This window comes from Spiroplasma endosymbiont of Amphimallon solstitiale, from assembly GCF_964030965.1.
Taxonomy (GTDB): Bacteria; Bacillota_I; Bacilli_A; order Mycoplasmatales; family VBWQ01; genus Spiroplasma_E.
The window spans coordinates 960,721-977,497 of record NZ_OZ034999.1; the positions used below are offsets into that span (position 1 = coordinate 960,721).

A 16,777-nucleotide genomic window follows, 5' to 3' on the forward strand; every position below is an offset into this window, starting at 1 on the left:
TTTAATTTTTATATAAGTGTCCTTTTTAATTTTACAATTCAGGAAACCATATAAATTTTATAACACTTTAAATGAATTATCAAATAGTTCTAATTTAATATTTTTTCTTGAATAATCCTTATTATATCTATTAACTTATTAAGTTAATGATATAAAACCTAAACTTGATTTTTTTATTAAAATAATTTAGTCATTTCATTACTTTAATAGTTCTTGATTTACATTAATTAATAACCACCCTTAGTTTCTTGTCCTGAAATAATAGCAACACCATTACTAGTACCAATTCTAGTAGCACCAGCATTAATCATCGCCATTGCATCATCTTGATTTTTAATACCACCAGAAGCTTTAATTGCAACATGAGGACCAATATTTGCTTTCATTAATTTAATATCAGCAACCGTTGCATCACCATTAGCAAAACCAGTTGAAGTTTTAATAAAATCTGCTTTTACTTTAGTTACTAACTGACAAGCAATAATTTTTTGTTCTGTTGTTAATAAACTACACTCAATTATTACTTTTAAAATAATATTTTCTGGACATGCATTACGAACTGCTTGTAGATCTTGCAATACAAGTTTTTGATCATTATCCTTTAGTGCACCAATATTAATAACAACATCAATTTCTTGAGCACCATCTTTAATCGCATTAATTGTTTCTGCTACTTTAGTTTGTGTAGTATTGGCACCCAATGGAAAACCAACCACTGTACATACTTTAACATTACTATTTTTTAATAAAGTAACAGCACGATTAACGTAAAATGGATTAATACAAACTGCTTTAAAATAATAAGTTTTAGCTTCTTTACATAATGTATCAATCATTGATAATGTTGCCTCTGGTTTTAATAATGTATGATCAATATATTCATTTAAATTAATATTACTTTTCATAAACTTCAACTCCTAATTCATTTTCACTTTTAATAATTGCTTCAATAACTTCAAGATTCATTAAACTATGATTTAATCAATAATCTCGACTTAAATAATCTTTATTTTTAATCATTTTTACAAAATCATTTAATTCATATGTCATTAAACTTTCTTCATTGGTATTATCTGCGATTTCTTTTATTCCGTTTTTAGTATAAACCTTAATTCCACTTAATGGATGAACTTGTGATAAAACAAGACTACTATTATGACCTATAAATTCACTTTGTGTATAAGAGGTTACTCCTTTACTACAAGTAATAGTAGTAATAGTTCCATTTTCATGCTTCAAAATAACATGATTACTTAAATTAACACCATTAGGTAATTTAATTGCCATCGCTTTAACTGTTTTTACTTTACCTAATAAATACAATACTAATTGTAATGGATATACTAAACTATCATAAGTTGAACCTTTACCAAAATCTTTATCAAAAACAGAATCATATATTCCTTTTTCAACTGATGGCATTCTTGAAGAAATACGATTAAAATTAAGGTTAACTACTTCTGGATTTATTTCATGAACTAATTTTTTTAATTTAGAAAAAATAGGTAAATGAACAGTAACATAAGCTTCTAATAAAATTATTTTTTTACTTCTTGCTAAAGAAATTAGGTCTTTAACTTCTTCAACTGTAAAAGTAATAGTTTTTTCTACCAAAACATGAATATTATTATTTAAAAATAATTTACTTTGTTTGTAATGCAAACTATTTGGTGAAGCAATATAAATAGCATCAATATGTTCTATCATTTTATTTAAATCATCAGTACTATGGGCAATATTATATTTTTTTGCTCATGTTTCTGCTTTATCTAAACTTCTTGAATATATACAAGTTATTTTAACTTTTTTATTAGTTAACGCTTGCTTTATAAATCTTTGAACAATTTTTCCAGTTCCAATAATACCAATTCTAATCATCTTGTACTCCTTTAACTTTTTAAACTTGTTTCATAATTAATGATTGACATTAAAAATAAAGGTGCAGTTTCAGCACGTAAAATTAATTTTCCTAAACTAATATTACTAAAATTAAGTTGTGTTAAAGTTGCAATTTCTTCTTTAGTGATTCCTCCTTCGGGTCCAACTATAATTGTTATTGATGATAATTTATTATTTATTTGACTAATTCAACTAGTTTCTAATGAATTTTCATATGCAACCAAATTAAGATGAGACCGATATCGTTCTAATTGTTTTAAATCAAAAACAACGGGTGTAACAATCGGAATTAAATTGCGATTTGATTGTTTGGCAGCAGCTTTTGCAATATTTTGTCAACGTAAAACTTTCTGTTCTGCTTTTGTTCTTGTTAAAACACTAACACATCGTTTTAACTGCAATGGCACAATTTGATAAACTCCCAATTCTACTGCTTTTTGAATGACTAAATCAAATTTTTGTTCTTTTAATAACGATATTACTAATGTGATTTTACATCTTAATTCTGAATTACTATTTGGCACTGTTTTTATAATTTCGCATTTAATAACTGATGTAATTTCAATAATTTTTGTTAAATATTTTTGTTCTTGATGAATAATAACTATTTCATCATTAATTTTATGACATAATACTTTAATTAGATGTTTACTATCTTCTTCATCTAATATTAAAATATTATTAGTTTTATGGTTAGTAAAGTAGCATTCCATAGTCCACCTCTAATTTGATTATAACATAAGGTAAAACTCAAATTAACAACTTTTAACTATCATCTTTAATTTACCTGAATTGTAAATATAAATGGGACAGTTTTTTAAAATAATTGTATTAAATCTATTGGTCTTTTATAAGATAGTGATTTTCTGGGTGTAGAATTAATTTGAAATGCTATAGTATTTAAATCTTTTTGTTTATATGAAGATAGATCTGTAGATTTTGGTAAATATCTTCTTAAAATACCATTATTATTTTCATTTAAACCTCTTTGACAAGGTTTACCAGGATCTGCAAAATAAATCTTAACATTACAATTTTTTTCGATTAATTTTCATTTACTAAATTCTTTACCACGATCAAAAGTAATAGTTTTAACTGTTCCTTTTTGTAACTTTGAAATAAATTTTATTATACTTTTTGTAATATTTTCTGATTTATTATTTTTAGTTGCTAAAGGAATTGTGGTTTTTGATCATATATCAGCTAAAGTAATAATAGAACTTTTATGATCTTTACCAATGATAGTATCACCCTCTAAATGACCAAATTCTTCTATATTTTTAATATTAGGAATGATTAAATTTCTTTCATGAATAGACTTACAATTATTAATTCTGCCCCTAGTTTCTTTTTGTTTGTGAGGTTTATTTTTTCCTTTTCTCAATAAGTTATTTTCATCAAAACCCATTCGATTTGTTTTAAACATGTTATATAAAGTTTTTGTTGAAATACTTTTTATTTTATTTTCCTTTAAAAAATTAGCAATTATATCAAGAGCATAATTTTTAGTAATTAACAAATGATTAATAGTATTAATTTCTATTAAAGTTAAAATTATTAATTTTCTACCTGCATTTTGTTTATTTTTTTGAATTTTATTCAATATTTCTAATGGTAATAAGTTTTGATTTAATAATCTACAAACTCTATGTACAGTTGATTTACTATAATCAATGGCTTTTGCTATTTTACGAATCGAAAATCCATAACTTTTATATTCTTTTATTGCTATTATTGATTCAATAGTCAGATACTTATACATTGTGCTAATTCCTTTCTTTTCTTAATTATAGAATTAACACAATTTAATTTTTATATAAGTGTCCTTTTTAATTTTACAATTCAGGTAAGTAAAAATATAAATAATGAATTCTTATTTAATAATCTTGAGTTAGAATTATCAATAAATAAATTCTGATATAAATTTTCTATTAAACTTTATAAAAAAGAAAAAGAAATAGTTAAATATTGAAAAGAACAGTACTTTGAATGTTATAAAAAACAATTTTTTGTAAAGAAAAACTTAGAAAATGATAATAAAATATCAAATTTTGTTATTAATAAAATTAATAAAGATGTACAAAATATTTTTTTAATTATGTAGAAAAGTATGGATGACCAAAAATTATTCATCAATTTACACTTAAAATATTATTTTTAATTAAAAATTTGTTAAAAGTAACATTATTTAGTGTAAAAATTCTCTAAAAATAACACTTTATCATGTATCATTACTTTTCTACAAAATTAAAGAAATATTTCGGTTTCAACTCCTTCATTAAAAGTACATACATTAAAAATGTAAAATATATAACACGCTATTTTTTAATAAAATCATTTAAAAATCTAGAATTTATTTTTTTTCAAATTATGATATAATCACTTTAAAATAATTATTAATTTTTTACAATATTTAAATGAGGTATATATATGAAAAAACCATTATCATTTATGGGTGCATTATTATTATCAAGTGCAGTCACTGCTAGTACAACGGCATGTAATAATCTAACTATATTCAAAAAAGATTTAAAAAAAGATTTAACACAAACAGATTTAAAAATTGTACCAGAGGAACATCGAGGAACAATACCTACAGATTATGAATTAAAAGATCAACTATTTAATTTAAATCATGGACTTCATACTGATAATATTATAATTTTTAATAAAACCACTAATTATGCTTTTGTTGTTGGTGATGGTATTTTTTATAATCAAGATAAAATTAAAATTACTTATCAAATCCAAACTATTGATATTAGAACAATAATTGTTGATGGAGCATCCATTGGTAATTTTAGTACTAATGGTCAAAAACCTACTGTGGAAGCTGTTTACAGTCGTATTCAAGAAAAATATTCTAATTTAGAAATGGATCGCCTTAAAATTGATGTTATTTCTAATAAAGAAGCAACTATTATAGGTATTACGGGTGATGATGTTATTCCTCTTTATACTGGTAAGGTAACAGTTACATTTAGTACTAATGATAGTGTTGATTTAAGTACTATTATTAATAAAAAAGATTTAACAGTTAAGACTAATGGTCATGATATACCATCAAATAATGATGTAATGAGAGCATTACGTGATACTTACCAAGAAAAGTTAGATACTTCTTTTATTGCAATAGAAATTACTGCTACTAATAGTGCCACTATTACTAGTACAAATCAAAAAAAATATATTGGTAAAGTAATACTAAATTTAAATCTTGATATTAGAATTGCTCTTAAAGACGTTATTAATAAGGGATTAGATAAAATTGCTATTATAGGAAAAGTAATAACTTTAGAAGATGTTAATAGTGCATTGAAAAAACAATATTCAATGTTAAATATGAATGCTATTCAAGTAACGTTGCAAAATAATAGTGTTACTATTAAATCTATTAATCAATATGTATACACTGGTGCTGATGTAGTAATTAATAATTTACTTATTGATTTAAATAGTGTTTTAAATAATAAATTACCAACTTTTAATATTCCTGGACAAAACAAACCAAGTAAAGGACAATTAATTTCAGCACTTAAAACCTTTAATTTTGTAGAAAAGTAATGATACATGATAAAGTTTTATTTTTAGAGAATTTTTACACTAAATAATGTTACTTTTAACAAATTTTTAATTAAAAATAATATTTTAAGTGTAAATTGATGAATAATTTTTGGTCATCCATACTTTTCTACATAATTAAAACTTAAAACCGCTAACTATAATCTTGATGTAAGCAAAATTATAGTTGATAAAATTACTGATAATAGTGCAGTTATTAATGGTGATGGTAAATTTTATAGCAATGATACTATTGTTGTTACTTATGATTGTGATAAAACAGAACTTTTAAGTGATGTTTTTAAAAATTTAAATTTAGGAACAATTAAAACTAATGGATTATCAAAACCAAATATTGAAGAAATTAAAACTGCGATTAGTAAAAGTAATCCAAATGTAAAGTTAGATGCAATTAAATTTAGTGAAGATGATATTACCAATCAACAAGTAACTATTAGTGGTGATGAAACTATTTATAAAGGGAAGATAGTTGCTGATTTTACTATTGATAGTAGTATTATTAATAATGATCAACTAAATTATAATTATAGTGAAACTAATAGTGTTGGTTCATTAAAAAGTACTTGAACCAGCCCCGATATTACTCTATTATCTAATTGAACAAATTATGCACCAGATTGAGATAGTTTTTCTAATAAGTTTAGTAAATTAAGTTTTGGTGATAATTCGTATTTTAGTCTTTATTGTAATACTTATACTGATCAAAAATTAAAAGGTTCGCAATTAAGTATTAGTACTAATGATATTAATAATGATAGAAACAAAAATATATTTGAGCTTAGTTACTATTATGATGTTGGATTTTGAGGAGCCTTTCTTGAATTACATGGTTATATTCATATTTGACATGATGAAGAAAATGTTTATGTAAGCATTAATTGAAGCATTGATACAGTTAAATGTTTCCGTGATCGAGTATGGAATATTAACTTGCAAGGTGTAACCTTTAGTTAGAATTTAACAGATTATATTTATTTAGTTTTACTGTTAATCATATAATTTTGAAATATTAATTTTTATTAAAAAGATAAATGAGAGATAATACTCTCATTTTTAATATCTTTTTATATAAGTTAAGTAAACCTGAATTGTAAAATTAAAAAGGACACTTATATAAAAATTAAATTGTGTTAATTCTATAATTAAGAAAAGAAAGGAATTAGCACAATGTATAAGTATCTGACTATTGAATCAATAATAGCAATAAAAGAATATAAAAGTTATGGATTTTCGATTCGTAAAATAGCAAAAGCCATTGATTATAGTAAATCAACTGTACATAGAGTTTGTAGATTATTAAATCAAAACTTATTACCATTAGAAATATTGAATAAAATTCAAAAAAATAAACAAAATGCAGGTAGAAAATTAATAATTTTAACTTTAATAGAAATTAATACTATTAATCATTTGTTAATTACTAAAAATTATGCTCTTGATATAATTGCTAATTTTTTAAAGGAAAATAAAATAAAAAGTATTTCAACAAAAACTTTATATAACATGTTTAAAACAAATCGAATGGGTTTTGATGAAAATAACTTATTGAGAAAAGGAAAAAATAAACCTCACAAACAAAAAGAAACTAGGGGCAGAATTAATAATTGTAAGTCTATTCATGAAAGAAATTTAATCATTCCTAATATTAAAAATATAGAAGAATTTGGTCATTTAGAAGGTGATACTATCATTGGTAAAGATCATAAAAGTTCTATTATTACTTTAGCTGATATATGATCAAAAACCACAATTCCTTTAGCAACTAAAAATAATAAATCAGAAAATATTACAAAAAGTATAATAAAATTTATTTCAAAGTTACAAAAAGGAACAGTTAAAACTATTACTTTTGATCGTGGTAAAGAATTTAGTAAATGAAAATTAATCGAAAAAAATTGTAATGTTAAGATTTATTTTGCAGATCCTGGTAAACCTTGTCAAAGAGGTTTAAATGAAAATAATAATGGTATTTTAAGAAGATATTTACCAAAATCTACAGATCTATCTTCATATAAACAAAAAGATTTAAATACTATAGCATTTCAAATTAATTCTACACCCAGAAAATCACTATCTTATAAAAGACCAATAGATTTAATACAATTATTTTGGCAATGTTTAGTAATCTGTGTAACTTACAAAAATAACTATGTTTAATTAATTCTAGTAAATATAATTAAATGACTAGAAAGAGTGAGTTACAGATGGCTAAAAAACAAAATATTAATAATAATGATCCAATATCAAAAGCAGTAGATTTATTATTAGAAAATACTGAAGATTTAACAACAGTTTTTAAAGAAGGGGGTTTATATAAAGAATTAACAAAACGTTTAGTTGAAAAAATGTTGAATTCTGAAATGCAAAATTATTTAGGATATGAAAAAAATCAACATAGTAATACTGAAAATGCTCGTAATGGTACAAGTTCAAAAAAATTAATAACTCAACAAGGTAAAATTGAGATTGATGTACCAAGAGATCGCAATAGTGATTTTACTCCTGTAATAGTTGCAAAAAGACAGCGAAGATTTGATGGTTTTGATCAACAAGTGCTTTCACTATATGCAAAAGGTATGACTCTATCTGACATTAGAATGCAGTTACAAGAGTTATATCATGGTGCTGATATTAGTGAAAGTGTTATTAGTCAAATTACTGATGATGTTATTGATGATGTCAAAACATGACAAAATCGACCATTAGAAAGCGTTTATCCGATTGTTTATTTTGATTGTATAGTAGTTAAAGTTCGACAAGATAAACGGATTATTAATAAATCAGTTTATATAGCATTAGGAGTTGATTTAGAAGGTAAAAAAGATGTTTTAGGCTTATGAATTAGTGAAAATGAAGGTGCTAAATTTTGATTAGCTAATTTCACAGAAATGAAAAATCGAGGCTTAAATGATATTTTGATTGCTTGTAGTGATAATTTAACAGGCATGTCAGAAGCAATACAAGCAATTTATCCTAAAACAGAACATCAATTATGCATTGTTCATCAAATTCGAAATAGTTTAAAATATGTTTCATACAAACATCGAAAAACTCCTTTAATTTTGTAGAAAAGTAATGATACATGATAAAGTGTTATTTTTAGAGAATTTTTACACTAAATAATGTTACTTTTAACAAATTTTTAATTAAAAATAATATTTTAAGTGTAAATTGATGAATAATTTTTGGTCATCCATACTTTTCTACATAATTAAAAAAAACTCTAGTTACAGATTTAAAACCAATTTATAGTGCATGTAGTGAAGAACAAGCAATGCAAGCTTTAGAATCATTTGAAAGTAAATGAAATAAACAATATCCCCAAATTGCTAAATCTTGATATAAAAATTGAGAAAATTTGATGATTTTTATTAGTTATCCTGCAGAAATCAAACGAGTAATTTATACAACAAATGCTATTGAATCTGTTAATAGTCAATTACGAAAAGTTATTAGAAACAAAAAAGCTTTTCCTAATGATATGTCAGTTTTTAAAATATTTTATTTAGCAATTGAAAATATAACAAAAAAATGAACATTGCCTATTCAAAATTGAAATACAGCAATTGCTCATTTTATGATAAAATTTGAAGACAGAATTAATCTGAACTAGTACTTTGTAAAACAAAGATACACAGATTTCTAAAAAGCCTCATTATTTTAAAAAACTGTCCCATTTATATTTACAATTCAGGTCTATTAAAGTTAAAATTATTAATTTTCTACCTGCATTTTGTTTATTTTTTTGAATTTTATTCAATATTTCTAATGGTAATAAGTTTTGATTTAATAATCTACAAACTCTATGTACAGTTGATTTACTATAATCAATGGCTTTTGCTATTTTACGAATCGAAAATCCATAACTTTTATATTCTTTTATTGCTATTATTGATTCAATAGTCAGATACTTATACATTGTGCTAATTCCTTTCTTTTCTTAATTATAGAATTAACACAATTTAATTTTTATATAAGTGTCCTTTTTAATTTTACAATTCAGGTAAGTAAAAATATAAATAATGAATTCTTATTTAATAATCTTGAGTTAGAATTATCAATAAATAAATTCTGATATAAATTTTCTATTAAACTTTATAAAAAAGAAAAAGAAATAGTTAAATATTGAAAAGAACAGTACTTTGAATGTTATAAAAAACAATTTTTTGTAAAGAAAAACTTAGAAAATGATAATAAAATATCAAATTTTGTTATTAATAAAATTAATAAAGATGTACAAAATATTTCGGTTTCAACTCCTTCATTAAAAGTACATACATTAAAAATGTAAAATATATAACACGCTATTTTTTAATAAAATCATTTAAAAATCTAGAATTTATTTTTTTTCAAATTATGATATAATCACTTTAAATTAAGTATCGTTTTTCTTTTATTATTTGTTTTTATAATTTTTTATGTTAAGATTTGTTTATTATTAAAATGTATAAAATTGGTTTTTTAAAACCTAGAACGCGGAAGTTTTATATATGGATATTCAACAAGATTTTTATGTTAAAAAAATTTTTTATGCTTGTTATGTTAAAAATGTTGTTTTACCTATTTCTTTTTTAAGTAATGTTGGAAATAAAAAAGGTAAATGTTATGTTGGAAATAAACAAAAATTGAGAAATAATACTTCTCGTACTAAAACTAATTTAATTCAAAAAGCATTACATAATTTTTATAATAGTAAAATGTTAAGTTTTGTTACTTTGACTTATAAAAATAATATGCAAGATATTAAAAAAGCAAAAAAAGATATTGGTTTATTTTTTATTAAATTCAAAAAGTGATGAAATGACCCTAAACGTTTTCAAAATTTAGGAGAATTAAAGTATTTTTATGTTTATGAATATCAATCTCGTGGTGCTATTCATTTTCATGTAATTTTTAATAGAAAGATATATAAAAGTATGTTAGCAGAATGATGAACTCATGGTTTTAATGATTTAAAAGTAGTTAAAAAAGGTACGAATGAATTTGTTATTAAATATTTAGGAAAATATGTTACAAAAGCCATGGATGATGTTAAATCTATAAATCAGACAGATGTAGGTGTAAAGGCTTATGCTTTTAGTCGTAATTGTAAAAATCCTCTTGTAGTTCGTGGTATTAAAAAATTGACAATTGGAGATATAATTAAAGCAAGTTTTAATGCAACAAATGTATTTTATTTTAAAACTCAAAGAGATAGTAATGGTGATACTGTGATGATTGGTGCTATTATTGAAAGTACTGTTGTAAATGATTATTTTAAAGAATATGAAGATTACGAAAAATATGTATATTTAAGTGCTTTATCGTATAAACATTATTTATGGACTAGTGAAATTGGTTATTTAAATCATAGAGATAGAGATGTTTTGACTTGGGTTTATAAAGTTTTTGGTAGTAAAGTTGAAGAAATAAATTTTAAGAAAAAAGTTTTACATTAGTTTAATTTTTAGTATTTTTTTTATTTTTTTAAATTATAATAAAATATAAAAGGAGAAAAAAATGGATACTAAAACAATAATTGAAATTTGTACTAGTATTATTAGTGCTATGTCTGTTATTATAACTTTAGGAATTACTATATATTTTCAATTTGAGAATAGAAAAAGAACAATTAGAACAGAATTATATAAAGAATTAGAAAAGATTTGAAATAAATATCAATTTTTTTCTTATGAAGAGAAAAATTTACTTAGAGATTATAAAAATGAAATAATAGGTAGTGAACAACTTTCAGTAAAAGAAATGTCAAAACAATTTATAACACATTTTAATTCGTATTTGTGAGAAGTAAATATTTTATTATCTATTTTTAATTTCGAAAATAAATATGAATGTTCTCAATGTAGAAGTATTATTGATACAAAAAAATGAGATGAATTTACTAATTCATTATATAATAGGAAAAAAATAATTGATTGAAGTGTAATTTTTAAATTCTTTTTAGTAACTGAAAAAAACAAGTTAAAAATTATGATTGCTATTTGTCCGAATTGTTTAAAAAATGATTTAAAATAATAAATTTAAAAATTTTAAGTTTTATCATAAAAAATTAAATTATTAAAGAATATACTTGTATATATATATATATATATATATAATGGTTAATGAACATTAGTGATTATTCGCGTTCTTACTAATGTTCATTTTTTATTTTTAGTTGAAATTTTATATTTTTATGATATATTATTAGTAAGTATAGGTTTACCCTACTATGCTTGACTTATTAAATTAAATTTTAATGAACGCGAAAGGTTAAGTATTTTTTTATGTTTAAAGTTCAATTAGTTAATATTGAAAAAGGGCGTATTATTCCCGATAAAAATAATAAAGGTCAAACATTAAAGTTTGATGTTTTGAAGTTTGTAGAAATAAATAAACAAACAAGCGTGCCAACTGGTCAAACACGTGATAAATGATATAATCCGGAATTTGCTAGTGATTTTAATAATTGTTTATCTACTGTTGATTTAAAAGTTGGTAATTTTTATTCACTTGAACTTGATTTAAGCGGTAATATTAAAAAACTTTCTAATTGAAAATAGTTATTTATTAAAAGGGTAATTTTAAATAATTATTAATATGTTAGGAGTTAAGTTTAAATTATGGCTAAAAATGATAATTGTTCATGTGAACAAGCATTTCATTTAGCAATTTATATATGTAAACTTTGTGACCAAGTTATTTGTCCTAAAAGAGTTTTGCAAAACTTATATACTAGAAAATATTATTGTCCAAATTGTATATTAGATATTGCTTTAAATAAATCAATGAGACAACAAGAAAGTAAGTTAAATTATGAGACATAAGTGTAGTGATTGAACTTATGAAAGAGTATTTGGTTGTGAAATGTGTTATAGAGTTGCTAATGAAATGGAACGAATAAGAAAAGAGAATAAAAGAAATAAATAAAAATTAAATAAGGGGCTTATATATGGATTATATATTTTTCATTAAGCCCCAATGGATTAGATTATAATTCATAAATAAGCTCCTTATTAGTATATAAAGTAAGGAGTTTTATTTATGCCTAATGAGTTAGAACAAACTAGTAATTATACTTTAACTAAAATTTTAAGAACTGGATTAAGTCCATTAAGTGCTATGGTTGGAGTTAGTGCTTATTATGGTCAATATTTAAAAGACCCAATTTTAGGTTCTATTAATTCTTTGTTATTTAGTAAAAAGTTAGGAATTGATATATGGAATATTAATCAAAGACCTACTACTAGAAATAAAGTTATTAATAGTTATAAAAAGATATTTTTAGGATTAGGAACAATTGGTTTAATTAATTATGCTAAATTTGTTCAGTATGTAGATAAGTCAGTTTCTTTATTAAGAGACCAACCTTGTTTTTGACCACCATGTCCAACTGAACTACCAATTCCTACTCCAATACCCACACCTAAGCCCGTAATTGATAAGCCTTTTGTAGATTGAGACACTTATATATCTTTAAATAGTTTTGGTATAGCGAATGTTATTAGTGGATTAACTGAATTAATACCTAATAGATTTCAAAATATAAGAAAGATAGCAAATATGGCTACTGGTGGTTGTTTGATTAGTAGTGGTGTTGCTATGGGTATTAATAATAATTTTAATAATTATTTTGCTATTCCTACGATTATTGCCGGAGCAAGTGAGATTATTAATACTTTATTATTGCCATTAGGAAATACACATAATAATACAGAATTGCAAGAAGTGTTTACTGATGAAAGAGCAAGATTAATTAATGATAGTGTTAGTCATTATCAAAGTACAAATGACAGTATGGTTGATGTTGATTTAAATGATGATAGTATGTCGGAGATTAATTTAGATAGAGCAAGTTTAAACTGGGATTATTCTTATGCTTATACACTAGGTGGTGTTTAAAATGAAAATATATATGTGATGAATTTTAAAATTTATGGCATTAACTGGATGTATTACACTTAGTATATTTTTAGGATTAATTCCTAGCATTATAGTTTTAGGAATTGTTGCAATTAAACCAGTATCTATCTTAATTGGTATTGTTATGGGTTATATTGGCATTCCATGAAATAATATTAAAAATAAAATAACAAATTGAGTTTTTAAGAGAAAAGAAAATAAATTTATTAAAAAGAATGATTTAAAAGTTGAAAGAAAAAGATATGAAAAACAAAAATTAGAAAGAAAATTTCAAAATTTAAATAATCAAGTAAAAGAATTAAAACAAACATTAGAATTTCAAAGTAAATTATTAGAAATTAATAATGAAAATTTAAGAAATAATGAACAAAATAAAACTATAAGAACATTTATTTTATAAGGAGTGAATTAATTTTATGAAAAAAGATAAATGAAAAAATATACCAAGACAAAAGTTGCATAAGAAAAAGGCAAAAAGAAATTTTGACCAAAGATTAAGTGAAAATATGAATTATGATGATTTTTTATTAGGAGGTAAAAAATAATGGTTAAATGAATAGTTGTGATAATTGCTGTGCTTGGTACTTCTTGGGCTTTTAAAGGTACTATTAAAAAGTTATTTTGAAAATTTAAACATAGAAAACACAATGTAGTTGACCCAGATTGTTGATATTGTAAAGAACAAAAGCGTAAAGAAAGAGCAAGAAAAGAGTTAGAGGAGGGAGGTGATTAGTATGCCAAAAGGATTAAGTGCTTTAATAGAAATGAGGCTTTTTAGAAATCTGTGTATCTTTGTTTTACAAAGTACTAGTTCAGATTAATTCTATCTTCAAATTTTATCATAAAATGAGCAATTGCTGTATTTCAATTTTGAATAGGCAATGTTCATTTTTTTGTTATATTTTCAATTGCTAAATAAAATATTTTAAAAACTGACATATCATTAGGAAAAGCTTTTTTGTTTCTAATAACTTTTCGTAATTGACTATTAACAGATTCAATAGCATTTGTTGTATAAATTACTCTTTTGATTTCTGCAGGATAACTAATAAAAATCATCAAATTTTCTCAATTTTTATATCAAGATTTAGCAATTTGGGGATATTGTTTATTTCATTTACTTTCAAATGATTCTAAAGCTTGCATTGCTTGTTCTTCACTACATGCACTATAAATTGGTTTTAAATCTGTAACTAGAGTTTTTCGATGTTTGTATGAAACATATTTTAAACTATTTCGAATTTGATGAACAATGCATAATTGATGTTCTGTTTTAGGATAAACTGCTTGTATTGCTTCTGACATGCCTGTTAAATTATCACTACAAGCAATCAAAATATCATTTAAGCCTCGATTTTTCATTTCTGTGAAATTAGCTAATCAAAATTTAGCACCTTCATTTTCACTAATTCATAAGCCTAAAACATCTTTTTTACCTTCTAAATCAACTCCTAATGCTATATAAACTGATTTATTAATAATCCGTTTATCTTGTCTAACTTTAACTACTATACAATCAAAATAAACAATCGGATAAATGCTTTCTAATGGTCGATTTTGTCATGCTTTGACATCATCAATAACATCATCAGTAATTTGACTAATAACACTTTCACTAATATCAGCACCATGATATAACTCTTGTAACTGCATTCTAATGTCAGATAGAGTCATACCTTTTGCATATAGTGAAAGCACTTGTTGATCAAAACCATCAAATCTTCGCTGTCTTTTTGCAACTATTACAGGAGTAAAATCACTATTGCGATCTCTTGGTACATCAATCTCAATTTTACCTTGTTGAGTTATTAATTTTTTTGAACTTGTACCATTACGAGCATTTTCAGTATTACTATGTTGATTTTTTTCATATCCTAAATAATTTTGCATTTCAGAATTCAACATTTTTTCAACTAAACGTTTTGTTAATTCTTTATATAAACCCCCTTCTTTAAAAACTGTTGTTAAATCTTCAGTATTTTCTAATAATAAATCTACTGCTTTTGATATTGGATCATTATTATTAATATTTTGTTTTTTAGCCATCTGTAACTCACTCTTTCTAGTCATTTAATTATATTTACTAGAATTAATTAAACATAGTTATTTTTGTAAGTTACACAGATTACTAAACATTGCCATAGAAATGATTGGAGGTATTGGCCAAAAATTATTAGAATCTTTTAGTTATGTTTTTAACTGAGTATTTGCGGGTGATTCTATAATGACAAATTGACCGGTATTAATTCCAATATTTATGATGGTCTTAGTATTTATTAAAGAATTTATTGGACATATTATTCGTGGATTTAGATAGAAAAAATTAAAGTTGTTTTTAGGAGGTAATAGTTATGATTAAATTATTTTTTTCAATAATTTTTGTTTTTCCTTTATTAGGTAAACTTTTACCTTCTTTAAATAATATTGTGCAAAATATTTTGCAAAGTTATATTACTGATTTTTCTGGTTTACATAATTTGTCTTTGGTTATAAAAAGTTTTATTTTTGGTGATAGTTCACAACAAATAGTTTCAATGCCAGCACAATTGTTAGCAATTATTTTAGTGCTTTTTACTTTTTCATTAATTTTAAAATTATTAAAAATAATATAGGAGTAGTTTATTATGGGTGTTGCTTTTATTTCAAAAGTTTTAGAACTATTTGGACAAATTTTTATGAAATTTTGAAATTTGCCAATGGCAGATTTAGGTTTTAATTTGGGAACTTTTGTTGTTTTTATTCTTTTAATAAAGTTTGCAATGTCAGTTTTTTTAAATATTGATATTCAGCCAGTTTCTACATCGGGGACTGTAAAGCAAAGTTATAGAAATATTAAAGGCAGTTCAAAATTTGTTGGTAAAAAAATTGCTAAGGTTCATAGTAAACGTATTGATAAATTAAAAGAAAAAAATAAAAAACAAGGTAAGTTTAAAGGTGGTGCTGGTGGTAATAAATTTACTGGAACATCTAGTGGTTGAGGAGTTGGTAATTAGTTATGAGTGATTTTGTAAATAGTATATTGCATTTAATTTTTATATTTTCTAATAAAGATATTTCAATATTTTTAAATCAACCAAATATTACTGATGAAGTTTATATTTTGTTTAATTTGACTTTTTGGTTGGTATTGGGTGTATTTTTTAATTTTATTTATCGTAGTATTAAATTTATTTTTAGGTCATTGTTTGGGTAGGTGTTAAGTATGAGTGTTTGAGATATTTACAATAAAATACATCAATGTATAGTTGATTATTGAACTATGTTTATAGGAAGTCCAGTTGACCAATTTACTACTATTTTATGAAATTTAGTAGTTTATGGAACACAGTTTTTTATTGGATTTATTATATTTTATGGTTTATGATGAATTTTAAAATGTTTATTTGGTAAATAA

Annotated in this window: 19 protein-coding genes and 5 pseudogenes; 16 read left to right on the forward strand and 8 right to left on the reverse strand. The window is 23.4% G+C overall.

Annotated features, from left to right (window positions below):
• Window positions 1-227 precede the first annotated feature (227 nt).
• The 5 genes from deoC to AAHH39_RS05950 all read right to left on the reverse strand — a co-directional run bounded on the left by deoC (window position 228) and on the right by AAHH39_RS05950 (window position 4,032).
• Window positions 228-905, reverse strand: coding sequence for a deoxyribose-phosphate aldolase (deoC, locus tag AAHH39_RS05930; protein WP_342219184.1), 678 nt, complete (start codon window positions 903-905; stop codon window positions 228-230).
• The gene (locus AAHH39_RS05935) at window positions 895-1,878 is read right to left on the reverse strand and encodes a Gfo/Idh/MocA family oxidoreductase (RefSeq protein WP_342219185.1); all 984 of its coding nucleotides are present in this window, start codon (window positions 1,876-1,878) and stop codon (window positions 895-897) included. The genes deoC and AAHH39_RS05935 overlap by 11 nt, the downstream gene beginning before the upstream one ends.
• Window positions 1,879-1,889: 11 nt before the next feature.
• Window positions 1,890-2,612 (reverse strand): RsmE family RNA methyltransferase, encoded by a 723-nt coding sequence (locus tag AAHH39_RS05940; RefSeq protein WP_342219186.1) that lies wholly within the window; start codon window positions 2,610-2,612, stop codon window positions 1,890-1,892.
• A gap of 104 nt (window positions 2,613-2,716) precedes the next feature.
• Window positions 2,717-3,661, reverse strand: coding sequence for an IS30 family transposase (locus tag AAHH39_RS05945; RefSeq protein ID WP_342217458.1), 945 nt, complete (start codon window positions 3,659-3,661; stop codon window positions 2,717-2,719).
• A 230-nt stretch (window positions 3,662-3,891) separates the two neighbouring features.
• Window positions 3,892-4,032, reverse strand: a complete 141-nt coding sequence (locus tag AAHH39_RS05950; protein WP_342219187.1) for a hypothetical protein — start codon at window positions 4,030-4,032, stop codon at window positions 3,892-3,894.
• Here AAHH39_RS05950 and AAHH39_RS13350 point away from each other — a divergent pair.
• Window positions 3,985-4,107, forward strand: a pseudogene (locus AAHH39_RS13350) (IS30 family transposase); the annotation flags it as partial. The gene AAHH39_RS05950 and the pseudogene AAHH39_RS13350 overlap by 48 nt on opposite strands.
• A gap of 222 nt (window positions 4,108-4,329) precedes the next feature.
• Complete coding sequence (locus AAHH39_RS05955; protein ID WP_342219188.1) at window positions 4,330-5,463, forward strand: hypothetical protein; 1,134 nt, start codon at window positions 4,330-4,332, stop codon at window positions 5,461-5,463.
• A gap of 23 nt (window positions 5,464-5,486) precedes the next feature.
• Here AAHH39_RS05955 and AAHH39_RS13355 read toward each other — a convergent pair.
• Window positions 5,487-5,609 (reverse strand): annotated as a pseudogene (locus tag AAHH39_RS13355) (IS30 family transposase); the annotation flags it as partial.
• Between the two features lie 1,039 nt (window positions 5,610-6,648).
• Here AAHH39_RS13355 and AAHH39_RS05960 point away from each other — a divergent pair.
• The 3 genes and pseudogenes from AAHH39_RS05960 to AAHH39_RS05970 form a co-directional block, all read left to right on the forward strand.
• Entirely contained in the window at window positions 6,649-7,638 is a 990-nt protein-coding gene (locus AAHH39_RS05960) for an IS30 family transposase (protein ID WP_342219189.1), read from the forward strand.
• A 47-nt stretch (window positions 7,639-7,685) separates the two neighbouring features.
• Window positions 7,686-8,531: pseudogene (locus AAHH39_RS05965) on the forward strand (IS256 family transposase); the annotation flags it as partial.
• 173 nt (window positions 8,532-8,704) lie between these two features.
• A pseudogene (locus tag AAHH39_RS05970) lies at window positions 8,705-9,094 on the forward strand (transposase); the annotation flags it as partial.
• A 75-nt stretch (window positions 9,095-9,169) separates the two neighbouring features.
• Here AAHH39_RS05970 and AAHH39_RS05975 read toward each other — a convergent pair.
• Window positions 9,170-9,400 (reverse strand): annotated as a pseudogene (locus tag AAHH39_RS05975) (helix-turn-helix domain-containing protein); the annotation flags it as partial.
• Window positions 9,401-9,971: 571 nt separating this feature from the next.
• On the opposite strand from AAHH39_RS05975, the gene AAHH39_RS05980 reads away from it, so the two are divergent.
• From AAHH39_RS05980 to AAHH39_RS06015, 8 genes are all read left to right on the forward strand, one after another.
• Window positions 9,972-10,919, forward strand: a complete 948-nt coding sequence (locus AAHH39_RS05980; protein ID WP_342219192.1) for a rolling circle replication-associated protein — start codon at window positions 9,972-9,974, stop codon at window positions 10,917-10,919.
• A 61-nt stretch (window positions 10,920-10,980) separates the two neighbouring features.
• Window positions 10,981-11,496, forward strand: coding sequence for a hypothetical protein (locus AAHH39_RS05985; protein WP_342219193.1), 516 nt, complete (start codon window positions 10,981-10,983; stop codon window positions 11,494-11,496).
• Window positions 11,497-11,747: 251 nt separating this feature from the next.
• Window positions 11,748-12,023 (forward strand): hypothetical protein, encoded by a 276-nt coding sequence (locus tag AAHH39_RS05990; protein ID WP_281748222.1) that lies wholly within the window; start codon window positions 11,748-11,750, stop codon window positions 12,021-12,023.
• Window positions 12,024-12,083: 60 nt separating this feature from the next.
• On the forward strand, window positions 12,084-12,287 hold the full coding sequence (locus AAHH39_RS05995) for a hypothetical protein (RefSeq protein WP_342219194.1): 204 nt from the start codon (window positions 12,084-12,086) through the stop codon (window positions 12,285-12,287).
• A gap of 217 nt (window positions 12,288-12,504) precedes the next feature.
• Window positions 12,505-13,362 carry a hypothetical protein gene (locus AAHH39_RS06000; protein ID WP_342219195.1) on the forward strand — a complete coding sequence of 286 codons (858 nt, stop codon included), beginning with the start codon at window positions 12,505-12,507 and terminating at the stop codon, window positions 13,360-13,362.
• 1 nt (window position 13,363) lies between these two features.
• On the forward strand, window positions 13,364-13,783 hold the full coding sequence (locus AAHH39_RS06005) for a hypothetical protein (protein WP_342219196.1): 420 nt from the start codon (window positions 13,364-13,366) through the stop codon (window positions 13,781-13,783).
• 16 nt (window positions 13,784-13,799) lie between these two features.
• Window positions 13,800-13,928, forward strand: a complete 129-nt coding sequence (locus AAHH39_RS06010) for a hypothetical protein (RefSeq protein WP_342219197.1) — start codon at window positions 13,800-13,802, stop codon at window positions 13,926-13,928.
• Window positions 13,928-14,116, forward strand: coding sequence for a hypothetical protein (locus AAHH39_RS06015; RefSeq protein WP_342219198.1), 189 nt, complete (start codon window positions 13,928-13,930; stop codon window positions 14,114-14,116). The genes AAHH39_RS06010 and AAHH39_RS06015 overlap by 1 nt, the downstream gene beginning before the upstream one ends.
• A gap of 74 nt (window positions 14,117-14,190) precedes the next feature.
• On the opposite strand, the gene AAHH39_RS06020 is transcribed toward AAHH39_RS06015, so the two are convergent.
• Window positions 14,191-15,429: an IS256 family transposase gene (locus AAHH39_RS06020; RefSeq protein WP_342219298.1), complete on the reverse strand. Its 1,239-nt coding sequence runs from the start codon at window positions 15,427-15,429 to the stop codon at window positions 14,191-14,193.
• A 305-nt stretch (window positions 15,430-15,734) separates the two neighbouring features.
• Here AAHH39_RS06020 and AAHH39_RS06025 point away from each other — a divergent pair, with 305 nt between their 5' ends.
• The 3 genes from AAHH39_RS06025 to AAHH39_RS06035 all read left to right on the forward strand — a co-directional run bounded on the left by AAHH39_RS06025 (window position 15,735) and on the right by AAHH39_RS06035 (window position 16,777).
• A complete protein-coding gene (locus AAHH39_RS06025) occupies window positions 15,735-15,995 on the forward strand; it encodes a hypothetical protein (protein WP_342219199.1) in 261 nt (86 codons plus the stop codon).
• A gap of 12 nt (window positions 15,996-16,007) precedes the next feature.
• Window positions 16,008-16,376, forward strand: a complete 369-nt coding sequence (locus tag AAHH39_RS06030) for a hypothetical protein (RefSeq protein ID WP_338956929.1) — start codon at window positions 16,008-16,010, stop codon at window positions 16,374-16,376.
• 209 nt (window positions 16,377-16,585) lie between these two features.
• On the forward strand, window positions 16,586-16,777 hold the full coding sequence (locus AAHH39_RS06035) for a hypothetical protein (RefSeq protein WP_342218748.1): 192 nt from the start codon (window positions 16,586-16,588) through the stop codon (window positions 16,775-16,777).